General features: G+C 37.8%; 17 protein-coding genes and 1 tRNA gene. 5 read left to right on the forward strand and 13 right to left on the reverse strand.

Going from position 1 to position 10601, the window contains the following annotated elements; genetic code table 11:
- Positions 1–91 precede the first annotated feature (91 nt).
- Positions 92–361, forward strand: a complete 270-nt coding sequence (locus tag RWM02_RS08665; protein ID WP_002950381.1) for a DUF5339 domain-containing protein — start codon at positions 92–94, stop codon at positions 359–361.
- Positions 362–485: 124 nt separating this feature from the next.
- On the opposite strand, the gene RWM02_RS08670 is transcribed toward RWM02_RS08665, so the two are convergent.
- Positions 486–1004, reverse strand: a complete 519-nt coding sequence (locus tag RWM02_RS08670) for a pyridoxamine 5'-phosphate oxidase family protein (RefSeq protein WP_314071252.1) — start codon at positions 1002–1004, stop codon at positions 486–488.
- Between the two features lie 79 nt (positions 1005–1083).
- Between RWM02_RS08670 and RWM02_RS08675 the strand changes: the two genes are divergently transcribed.
- Complete coding sequence (locus RWM02_RS08675) at positions 1084–1389, forward strand: hypothetical protein (protein WP_122862250.1); 306 nt, start codon at positions 1084–1086, stop codon at positions 1387–1389.
- Positions 1390–1560: 171 nt separating this feature from the next.
- Here RWM02_RS08675 and ung read toward each other — a convergent pair whose 3' ends face one another.
- Positions 1561–2247: a uracil-DNA glycosylase gene (gene ung / locus RWM02_RS08680; protein WP_314071256.1), complete on the reverse strand. Its 687-nt coding sequence runs from the start codon at positions 2245–2247 to the stop codon at positions 1561–1563.
- 205 nt (positions 2248–2452) lie between these two features.
- On the opposite strand from ung, the gene RWM02_RS08685 reads away from it, so the two are divergent.
- From RWM02_RS08685 to RWM02_RS08695, 3 genes are all read left to right on the forward strand, one after another.
- Complete coding sequence (locus RWM02_RS08685) at positions 2453–2941, forward strand: YbaK/prolyl-tRNA synthetase associated domain-containing protein (protein WP_314071259.1); 489 nt, start codon at positions 2453–2455, stop codon at positions 2939–2941.
- Positions 2942–3040: 99 nt separating this feature from the next.
- The gene (locus tag RWM02_RS08690; protein WP_462804023.1) at positions 3041–3928 is read left to right on the forward strand and encodes a DUF7380 domain-containing protein; all 888 of its coding nucleotides are present in this window, start codon (positions 3041–3043) and stop codon (positions 3926–3928) included.
- Positions 3929–4101: 173 nt separating this feature from the next.
- Complete coding sequence (locus RWM02_RS08695; protein ID WP_314071264.1) at positions 4102–4665, forward strand: DUF4209 domain-containing protein; 564 nt, start codon at positions 4102–4104, stop codon at positions 4663–4665.
- Between the two features lie 360 nt (positions 4666–5025).
- Here RWM02_RS08695 and RWM02_RS08700 read toward each other — a convergent pair whose 3' ends face one another.
- The 11 genes from RWM02_RS08700 to RWM02_RS08745 form a co-directional block, all read right to left on the reverse strand.
- Positions 5026–5187: a hypothetical protein gene (locus RWM02_RS08700; protein WP_197730462.1), complete on the reverse strand. Its 162-nt coding sequence runs from the start codon at positions 5185–5187 to the stop codon at positions 5026–5028.
- A 51-nt stretch (positions 5188–5238) separates the two neighbouring features.
- Complete coding sequence (locus RWM02_RS08705) at positions 5239–5646, reverse strand: type II toxin-antitoxin system VapC family toxin (RefSeq protein ID WP_122862254.1); 408 nt, start codon at positions 5644–5646, stop codon at positions 5239–5241.
- Positions 5646–5858 carry a hypothetical protein gene (locus RWM02_RS08710; RefSeq protein WP_134482485.1) on the reverse strand — a complete coding sequence of 71 codons (213 nt, stop codon included), beginning with the start codon at positions 5856–5858 and terminating at the stop codon, positions 5646–5648. The genes RWM02_RS08705 and RWM02_RS08710 overlap by 1 nt, the downstream gene beginning before the upstream one ends.
- Before the next feature lie 781 nt (positions 5859–6639).
- The gene (locus RWM02_RS08715; protein ID WP_122862256.1) at positions 6640–6966 is read right to left on the reverse strand and encodes a hypothetical protein; all 327 of its coding nucleotides are present in this window, start codon (positions 6964–6966) and stop codon (positions 6640–6642) included.
- 208 nt (positions 6967–7174) lie between these two features.
- Positions 7175–7318, reverse strand: coding sequence for a hypothetical protein (locus RWM02_RS08720; protein WP_314071275.1), 144 nt, complete (start codon positions 7316–7318; stop codon positions 7175–7177).
- A gap of 230 nt (positions 7319–7548) precedes the next feature.
- Entirely contained in the window at positions 7549–7830 is a 282-nt protein-coding gene (gene imm40, locus RWM02_RS10630) for an Imm40 family immunity protein (RefSeq protein WP_390887757.1), read from the reverse strand.
- 36 nt (positions 7831–7866) lie between these two features.
- Entirely contained in the window at positions 7867–8082 is a 216-nt protein-coding gene (locus tag RWM02_RS08725) for a hypothetical protein (protein WP_197730463.1), read from the reverse strand.
- Positions 8083–8433: 351 nt separating this feature from the next.
- Entirely contained in the window at positions 8434–8976 is a 543-nt protein-coding gene (locus RWM02_RS08730; RefSeq protein ID WP_314071277.1) for a hypothetical protein, read from the reverse strand.
- A gap of 386 nt (positions 8977–9362) precedes the next feature.
- Positions 9363–10094 (reverse strand): phage integrase SAM-like domain-containing protein, encoded by a 732-nt coding sequence (locus RWM02_RS08735; protein ID WP_314071280.1) that lies wholly within the window; start codon positions 10092–10094, stop codon positions 9363–9365.
- Positions 10095–10251: 157 nt separating this feature from the next.
- Positions 10252–10341 (reverse strand) — tRNA-Ser (locus RWM02_RS08740).
- Positions 10342–10371: 30 nt separating this feature from the next.
- On the reverse strand, positions 10372–10527 hold the full coding sequence (locus tag RWM02_RS08745; RefSeq protein WP_314071283.1) for a hypothetical protein: 156 nt from the start codon (positions 10525–10527) through the stop codon (positions 10372–10374).
- Between the last annotated feature and the right edge of the window lie 74 nt (positions 10528–10601).

The following is a 10601-nucleotide window of genomic DNA, read 5'->3' on the forward strand; positions in this document are numbered from 1 at the left end:
ATTTAAATTAACTTACATTTTTTATAAAATTTTAAATTTAACTTACGAAAAAAGTGATATAATTCAATTCTATTTCATTTAAGGAGAACACATGAAGAAGTCATTGTTAGTAGTTGCCGCACTGGGCGTTATGAGCGTATCTGCCGTAGCAGCAGAGCTTTCACCTTCTTGCGAAGAGTACTTTAAGCTAGTTGACGAGTTTGTTGAAAAAACAAAAGACAACCCGCAAATGGCAGCTATGAAATCTACTTACGAGAGCCAAAAAGCTCAGTTTGCTCAACTTCCAAAAGACTCTCAAGAGGCCGCTTGCAAACCTGCTCTTGACCAAATGAAACAAGTTATAGCTACGCTACCTAAATAATTTTTATCCCTCCGCTTGGAGGGATTTTTCGTCTTTTTTAATTCTTAATCACTATCAAATTTTATGTAGATTTATCAAAATTTAACGTCAAATTTACTGCCGCAAGGAAGTATAAAACGTAAATTTAATCCCGAATAATCTTCGCCTTTGCCGTTATGCTCGCGATCTTTAGCTCGTAGATATTCATCGCCTTTAGCCCGTGAGCCGCCGCGACGTCAAAGGTTCGCATATACTTTGGCGTGTATTTTTCGCTAAGCAGCCGTAACGCATGTAGCCTCGCCGCATCGTCCGTCACGACGCAGGCCTTAGTTACGGCGACGGCGGATTTGTATTCGGTCGTAAAGACTTTTGCGCCAAGCGCCTTGCCGTCGTCCTTGATCGCATCTAGCTGCTCGTCCGTTAGAACCGGTACCCGCGCGTAGCTCACGCAAACCAGCGTCACGTTTTTGCCGTCTTTTAGTAGCTTTGCCTTAGAGCCTGCGGGCGCGCCGTGCAAAAATACGCTCTCGCCCTCGCGCACGACCGAGATCGGCACGCTAAAAATCTCGCCCGCCTCATCAACGCAAGAGATCGTGCCGTATTCGCACGCATCGATGATCGCAAGCCCTTCTTGCACGGTTAGTTCTCTATCTTTTCGTCTCATTTTCCGCCTTTAAATTTTTGAAAATTATAAAATTTAAACCCTAAAAAAGTGTATAATTTTGCAAATTTAAAGGACGGCAATGAAAAAAATATTGACATTTTACGCACTCAGCGCGCTGGCTTTAGGCGCTCAAAACGCGTGCGAGGAGTACGTGAAGCAAAGCAAAATTTATCTAAACGAGCTTTACGAAATAAAATCCAAGCAGCTAAAAGACGATCCGCAGGCCTTTAGGCTCTTTGAGCTTAAATTTAGCGAGCTACAAAAAGCGCAGGATGGCCAAGCGGCGCTAATCATACAAAGCGGCGACGAGAAATTTTGCGAGCGAGAATCGGCCAAGATAAAATCTATGCTAGACGAGATGAGGGCGGAGAAAGCGCAAAAGTAGGCCTGTTTTATAGAAAATTTGAGCCGATTTTACCGAGTAAAGCCAAAAGGCTCTACAAACAAATTTTAAACACGCCAGAGCTAGTTTGACGGGCTTTTTATTGCAAATTTGACGTGGCCCATTTAGCTCAAATCGCAAAAGTGCGCTTTATCGTAGCAAAATCAAACCATCCTAAACCGCATTGTTTAAATCCCAATCTATCGGTGCTTTGCCGTGTTCGGCGAGATATAAATTCGCCTTTGAAAAGTGCCTGCAACCAAAAAACGCGCCGCGCGCTAACGGACTTGGATGAGCCGCCGTTAGTATAAGGTGTTTGTTAGCGTCGATAAGAGGTATTTTGGCCTTGGCCGGATTACCCCAGAGCATGAAAACGACATTCTGGGCGTGTTCGCTAAGCTTCCTGATCGCAGCGTCCGTAAACTCCTGCCAGCCAAAACCCGAGTGCGAGTTAGCCTGTCCAGCACTAACGCTTAGCGTCGCATTTAGTAGTAGCACGCCCTGCTTCGCCCAGTAACTCAGATCGCCCGAATTTGGCTCCGCGATACCCAGATCGTCGCGGATTTCCCTATAGATGTTGGCGAGGCTCGGCGGGATCTTGACGCCGTACGGCACGGAGAAGCTTAGCCCCATCGCCTGCCCCGCGCCGTGATATGGGTCTTGGCCCAGGATCACGACTTTGACGGCGTTAAGCGGCGTGAGATTAAAGGCGTTAAATATCAGCGCATTTGGCGGATAGACCTCGCCCGCAGCCTTTGCTCGCAGGAAATTTTCCTTCACGCGGGCGAAATTTTCGCTCAAAAACTCCTCTTTTAGCGCCTCTTTCCAACCCGCTTCGATTTGGATTTTGTCGATCTGCATGATTTTCCTTTGCAAATTTGCTCTTTTTCTTTACGTTCATTTTAAGGCAAATTTGCAAAATGATAGCCAAAAAATATTTAAATTTAGGCGGTTTAAGACGGGCTCAAATTTGGACGCGTTTATCTTGTTAAATTTTCAAAAAAGAGCAGGGCGGTTTTAAAATTTGCTGTATAATTTAAACTAAATTTTAAATAAAGGAATAACGATGTCCGAGCAAATTTTTGAGAAGCTAAAAGAGTTGCTAAGCGCGCAAAATGCGGACTTTCACGTGGTATCTCACGCGAGCGCCAAAACGTCAGCCGAGGTCGCCGCAGCGCGCGGCACGGAGCTAGGGCAAGGAGCGAAGGCACTCGTTTGCGTCGTAAAGGGCGGGGGTGCCAAACGATATGTTTTGGCTGTGCTGCCGGCGGATTACAAAGCTGATTTACAGCTCATCGCACAGGCACTTAACGGCACTAGAGCTAGCCTAGCAAGCCCTGACGAGGTCATGCGGCTAACCGATTGCGTCTTTGGCTGCGTTCCGCCGTTTAGCTTTCATGAGGAGCTAGAGCTTATCGCCGATCCGAGCCTGCTTGCGCGCTATGCCGAGCTTGCTTTTAACGCAGGCTTGCTAGATCGCTCTATCATTTTAAACACGAAAGACTACGAGCGTATCGCGCGGCCGAGATTGGTCAAATTTGCAACGACGGAGTGAGAAATTTAGTCTAAAAAGGATGAAATTTGATCGAAAAAATACAGCAAACAACGATAACTAAAGATAATTTTTTAGGTATAAATTTGGACGAAATACTCAATGACGCAAAAATATTTTGACGATTACAGTTTTAAATTTGCGGACTTGTACGAGGAAAATTTTAGAAACGGAATTTTAAAAGCTAGCAAAATGTTTTATTCACTAAGAATTGCTTGCTCTATGGCTTTAAAACCGGGAAGCCTAAACGAACCGTACGAAGCTGGATGCATCTGGAGCAATGGGAGATCGGCGATATTAGATGATTTTACCGAGCGGGATTTGGAATTTTTCGAAAGTATTTTGGATGAAATGACCGATTGCAGATTAAAATCAAGGATCGCCGATATTTTATGGATTTTAAAAATTCCTAAAAATATAAAATTTTTAGAGATCGCCGTAAATGAATACTCGAAAATATCTCTAGAGCCAAAGTCGCTAAATCAATTTAAGATAGATGCGTTTGAAAGGGCTATCAGGCTATCTCGACTATCCAAAATCACAAAAAATCAATACGCCAAAATATCGAATAAAATTTTAGAGTATTTTAATAAAGTAGAGCCGACCGATCAATACTACTGCTTAAGGATGTCGTATTTATTCGATATTGTCAAGCTAGATAAAAAATTGCAATCAAGCGTAGCTAAAAAATTAGAAAATTTTGCCGATACCTTTACAGAAGAGGAAGAATTTCTAGCTGCGATAGACTATTATCAAGAGTCGCAAAAATGGCATAAAAAACTCGAAAATAGCCGTAAAATAGCCGAAACCGCACTCAAAATAGCCAATATCTTAATAGAAAAAGCAAAAGTAAGCGGCGCTATATTGTCAAAAATAGACCTAGAACAAGCGCTAAAAGAGCTTAGAGGCGTTCCTAAAAAAGATAGAAATGAGCTCGGAATTGATCAAATAAGATTGATATTTCACGCTATCAAAATAATGCAAAGCTAGCAGTAAAAGGCAAGCGATTATCTGAGGCGATATTTTATCTAGCCAATATCACAGCAAATCCGCTATATGAAGATATCAAAAAGTCATCCGAGGATCTTTTTAAGAAGTCTCTGCTTTCAAATTTTATTACTAAAATTGACATAGATAACAATGGAAGAAAACTACAACAAATAATGACAAAAGATGATCGATTAAAACATGAAATGTACCAGCAATACCATATACATGTCGAGTTAGCGGTAGACGGCAGGATACTGCCCGCATTTTGGCAAATTTTAGAGGAACATAGAGTGTCTATGCGTTTAATATATGATATTTGCAGAAATTCTAGCATAGTTCCGGCTGACAGGACAGATATCTGGGCGCAAGGTTTATATTACGGCTTTGATAGAAACTTTTTGGTTTCAAGCCATTTGTTGATACCTCAAATAGAGCATTTGGCGAGAATTTTACTACAACAAGAAAAAATTCCTACGACTACTATCGATAAATACGGCGTAGAATCGGAAAAAAGCATAAACTCGCTTTTACAAGAACCAAAAATATATGAATTGCTAGGGAGAGATTTGACGGAAGAGCTAAAATTTTTACTAACGGAGACGATAGGGCTAAACTACAGAAATAAAATATGTCATGGACTGGTCAGCGAATCTCCAAACAGTGCTGATGTTTATATTTGGTGGCTTTGTCTTAAACTGGTGGTTAATAATTGTGTTTTATTTAAGGATATTTACTAGAATTTATTACTTTAACTGCAAATAATACACACAATAAAATCAAAAAAAGATATTCAAATTTACAAAAATACAACTAAAAGTTGAGGATACTAATATATTAGGAGTAAATACAGTGATTAAATAGTGGCCGGGAGATAGGGACACCTAGAGTGTAAAAACATTTTTCATTACTACAAGTACCTAAAAATGGGATTTCTATAGTATTTTTAAGAGTATAAATTTTGACTCTTTCCGGATAAAAAGATGTAACACGTCTACGCAACAAGTCTAGCACCATTAATTCCTTTCTCTCTGCGATATTTTATCTAAAATTTCGTCTAAAATTTTAGACGATTTTTCATTTATATTTATCGGCAACCGTCAGACTATCGAGATACTTAGTCTTTTGCCTGACGCTGCCGTACTTTCAAGCGTGCTTAGCGTTAGCGAGTCGTTGTCCGGGTTTAGTAGTCTATCAAGAGCGACACGACTGGTTTTCATGAGCTTAGTCATCTTTGTTTTGGTTGTACATTCTGGTTTCAAGTTAACCTCCGATATAACCAACAAAAGGCTTTACATTTACCGTATATTATATCAAACGGTCCAATTTTCCATCCTAAGATCGCTTATATCTTTAAAATCTTTTTCGTTATTCGTAACCAAAACAAGATCATTACTAAGCGCTACGGCGACAATCAGCATATCCATATCGCCTATTCTTCTGTTTTTATTTTTCATCTCAAGCCTTATTTTACCATAGCTTGCTACGCATTTACTCGTAAAATCCAAAACGCCGAAATTTGAGATAAAATCGCCCATGAGTCTTAAATTTAGCTCTTTTTGAGTGGAATTTTCTATACCGCAAAACATTTCGGCTACCGCTATACTGGAAATAAAAATATCCTTTTTGCCATATCTAGTTAAATGGCTTAGTATATTTTGACTGTAAGGCTCGGTGCTAGAAATCAAGTAACTACAAATATTAGTATCAAGCAAAAACATTATTTAAATCCGAAATTTCGCTCTTGCAGCAAGCTTTGCTCGGCTCTTTCAAATTTAACCCCAGCATCTTTCAACTCATTCAAAGTCCTAAACAGTCCGCTCCATTCATCATCTTTAACCGGGGTTAAAACCACTTCGTTATTATCAAAACTCTTTAGTATAAACTCTTTGACGTTGTCTAAATTTAGGCTTTTTGGAAGCCTTAGTGCCAAAGAATTACCACTTTTGAATACTTTTAATCTAGCCTGCATTATTACAACTTCTCGTATATATTTTTCTAAGTATATACTGAACAAGATAAAAATATTCTTAGATTTTACTTGTTTATAGTGTCGACATTACAATGCATTTTGATAAATCTTATGCAAAAGGTAAAAAAGCGAGAATGGGTAAAAATATGGAGCAAATAGCGTTAAGAGCTTTTTTGTATAGGTATGGGCGTAAGGTAAAAAATGGGAACCCAAAATGCACAATTTGCAAAATTTAGGCATTTTTTAGCATTTTGAAATCCAAACTTTAATTTGCTTCAAAAACTTCAAAGCCCCTTTAAATCACGCCTTTTATGATATGCACTACGACGTGCCCCATGATACTACAATTTTCTAAGTTCTTGCCGTCGATTACGATAGGCTTGTATTTTTTGTTATCCAAAAATAGTGTTATGATTCACGTCATCCTCCCCCGCAGTTTAAACTTATACGTTGTTACTTATTGCGCCGCCGGCGTTTGCAGTGTTGATGAAGCTGTCTATTATAAGTATCTGCACTTGTAGTTATTTTATATCCTGTGTTTGCTCCTTTATCCCCATTAGCTATACCAGCTATTATGCCTATTAGCCCAGATGCTAGTAGGCGTTTGTTGTTATAGGCTTCTATCTCTGCTATTTGTTAAATAATTACTAGAGTTATATGTTTTTCGGTTTATGAGTTAAGGCTATACAACAACATCCGCTATAAGATTATTAACCGTGATAGTCATTTTTCATTCGATTTCCTAAAAAGACAAAGCCCAAGCTCGTCTTTCTTTGCAAAATTCCTTACCGGACAATATAACCCAGTCTAAAACTCTCTCTGGCTTGTCGTCTTTGTTGGTTAGATAGCCATAAATACATCTTGGATCATCCCCCTTAAATTTATAGATGTATCTGTTTTCATCATATATTTCTCTACGTTCATGAAAATTCAATACCATAATATGATTAGTGGGGATTAGAAAAATATTTCTGTTGTTTTTAAACACTTCATAACTTGGCTCGCCTATATAGCAGCCACCAAATCCGATTATAGTGACTGCAAATAATATAAATTTTATAAATTTCATCTGTTCTCTTTCGCTTTGTTTAAAACTTCTTTTCTAGCATCTTAGCTTACTTTTCTAATATCTTTATAAATTTGCATATCCGACAAATGTCTCCATATCAATATAATACTACGATGCGCCTATCGCATCTAATTATCTTTTAGTTTTTCGCTTTTTATTTCTAGGATTGACCTAAACAGCAGCTCACTCTTTGGCTTTGGTCTTGTTTTCATAAGTGTGTGTTGTAGCATTTTGGTAGCTCTTGTCTGCACTCTTCGCAGGTAGTTTCACCTATATGATAGAATTTCATGTAGTCAGGGCACCACATGCCCTCTAGCCTTTGCACTACCTCTGGCTCTTTTCTAAATGCCATCCAAAAGCAATAAATACCTAACAACAAAAAACCAAGTGCTGGAAACAGATACAAATTGCCAGCATCGTCAAATTTAAAGAATTTCTCCCCAACTTTCACGTTTTTATGTATTAGCATAGAGATGCAATCAAGCAAGCACATAACCCCTATAAAAAAGCTACCTATGCGATTAAACATCTATTTATCTTGTTTTGACTGTATATGATTTATAAACTCAGCAATATTATTTCCTACAACATACCAGATGTATATATAGTGTAAAAGCAGTCTTTATCTATATTATGATATTTTTCTATGTAATCAATTGCCTTTTTAGCAGAATACTCATGTAGATCATATGTATATTCCTGAGAATTAAAACTCCAATTGTCATAAGTATATTCAGCTGCTTGCCCATCATACTTTATAACATCACCACCGACGATAACTTGTCCCTTGGCTTTCAATACCGCAATCTTCTTTATAGCATTTTCGTAGTCGTAAGCAATTTCACATATATTGCGAAAAAAAATTCCTCTATTCTTACTACGTCATTTACTAAATTCATACTATTTTTCCTTTATTTTAAAAAATCTATGATTAACTGTATTATCAGGCTCTATTATATACTCAAACACTCCATCGTGATTTTTGTAGCCACCTTGAATTTCAATCTTTACTCTCTTAATCCCATCCTTACCAATAATTTCCGTTTTTTTGCCATATTTAGCAAAAGAATCTACTGCATTTGGAAACGAATGAAAGTAATCACTTTTGTTTGACATTTGGGTCAAAACTTTTTTGTGTAACTTATATTTTCTAATGGGTTTTTTAGCGCAGTATTTTTAAAAAGGCCAAATGCGCTTTTTGAAAAAATAGGCGCTGGCAAGGATGATAAGCTTCCATCCTCTAGCCCCACACTCTTATCAGGCGTATAACCGCTGTTATTATACTGCTCTTTTGTGGCAGTAAAGTAATCTTGCTTAGTAAATTCCTCTTTATATATATCTCTAAAAGATTTTTATTTAGAATTTACTAGCAGATATGCTTTGGCGTTATTTATGTCTCCTCGATTAAATTTAGAAAATTTATCGTTGTAGTTTATTATACTTATTTCATCATTTTCATCTCTTACTTCAAAATTTCTCTTTTGAAGCAAAATCATTATATGAACCTTTATCTACTAGCGCACTAGCAGCGGCATATAAGATTTTAACAGCCTGCTCTTTAGAGATATTGTTTTTAGCAGCATAATCATCTGCCATAGAGTATATAAAGTCTATCTCTCTTTGATGAAGCTGCCTATTATAAGTATCTGCACTTGTGGTTATTTTATATCCTGCGTTTGCTCCTTTATCTCCATTAGCTATACCTCCAGCTATTATGCCTATTAGCTGGGATGCTAATAGGCGTTTGTTGTTATAAGCTTCTATCTCTTTAGTGCTCATATTTGATGTATCTTTATATAAGATAGAAGATAGTGCTTCATTTACAGCTCCACTTAATGCACCAGCTGCAACGTTTTCATGAGATAGTTTTGCCGAGAGAGCTCCTACGGCCGAGTGTAAGGCTATCTTGCCTAGACCTGATTCTTTAAATAATAAGTTAGAGTTTATATTTGCTTCATTGCTTAACCGCGCAAAACAGAGGTAGCGTCCGCAAAGCCGTTTTCTAAGCAATAATTTTTGATAGAGGATGCGAAATTTGCCCTTAGTCTATGAAAGCTTACGTTGAAGTCAGGTGAAACGGAATGAATATGTTTGTTAAGCCTTTTTCCAAGATAATTGCAACCCATTTTGCCTCTTTTTATTTTCGTTAGCCACTTCATATCGCTTAGGCGATATATATTTTATGTATCGACAGCTCTCTAAATTTAACGTCTCCGCCTTTTTGCTTGGTGGTTTGAACTTTGATAAATTTAATGCCGTCTCGCTCGCTTACGCTAATTTCATTTAAGCTCCAAATTTAGCTAAGCCCAAGTCCAGTGTGCAAGGCAAACGCCATATAATCTTTAAGCTCTTTTTTATCCGTCTTAAAAATTTTAACGAGTTCCTCCATGCTAAAATTATCCTTCGGCGATTTTTGATCTTTGGAAAATTTTAAACGAGCTTAAAAGCTTAAGCGGGTTTTGAGATATAAGGCCTATTTTGATAGTATAGTCAAACATTCTACTTGCGTAGCACGTGTAGCTATTGATGGTCTTTTTGTTAAGCTTTTTATTATTTAAGAGATGTAATTGAAAATCCTCGCAGTCTTGGTAGGAAATTTGACCCAATGTCTTACGCCTAAAATAAACGTTAAGCGTCCTAGCTACTCTTTGATAGTATTCGCTGTTTTTGCTATTTGACTTCTTGCTTTCGTTTTGAGCGTATCTGGATGCTATATCCGTAAATTTTATTGATTTTTGTGTTTTCTTTGGCCTATCGTTTTCTTGACATTCTTTTCTATCGACCAACATATCATTGTCGGCTTCGACAATCCCATAAATACCCGATATAACTTTTTCAAATATTTCTTTATATTCGGTCGTTGATAGTCGATGCGATTTATTTTTAATATTTTTCTGAATGTTGCGTATCTTGTATCTTAACGGTAAATCTATAAAATTCTTGGTTTGAGCAGGATCGCGTCTATTATCGGCTTCATTTTTTATTTTTAAAGCGATGGCTTTGGCTTCAAACTCATTGTCTGTAAACAAACAATACTTGACAGTGATAGTCTTATCGTCTTTTAATGCTTTATCAAAATAGTAGTAACTTGGTCTATTTTTGATCTTGGTTATTAACTTAGAAGTCATTGCAGACTCCTAATCTAATAAGCAAACGATGAAACAGAAACCCAAATTTGGTGTAACAAAATAAAATCGTCCGAAATTTGAGACGAAAATATGATGATATAAGCTGCTTAAAAATGCTGAAGTACAGGTATTTAAAGATATATTTTAATAGTGGTAGTGGCCGGGAGATAGGGATTCGAACCCCAGGAGGCTTTCACACCTCAACGGTTTTCAAGACCGCCGCTTTCGACCGCTCAGCCATCTCCCGTAAAAGTATTTCGGCTAATTATAGCCAAATTTATTCGGTTTTTTCCTTAACGTAGGAAGCGCCTTTATTGACTTTTTCCTTTGACCATTCAACAGCATTGCCCGTGTCTTCTTTGACTCCGTGCCAAGTATTTGAACAGCCAACCATAAACAAAGCAGCAGATAATAGCACTAGTAAATAACGCATTTTCTCTCCTTATAATTTTTGGAGGCGACACCCGGATTCGAACCGGGGATCAAAGCTTTGCAGGCTCATGCCTT

Origin of the sequence: Campylobacter showae, assembly GCF_963515975.1 — a bacterium.
GTDB classification, from domain to species: Bacteria; Campylobacterota; Campylobacteria; order Campylobacterales; family Campylobacteraceae; genus Campylobacter_A; species Campylobacter_A showae_F.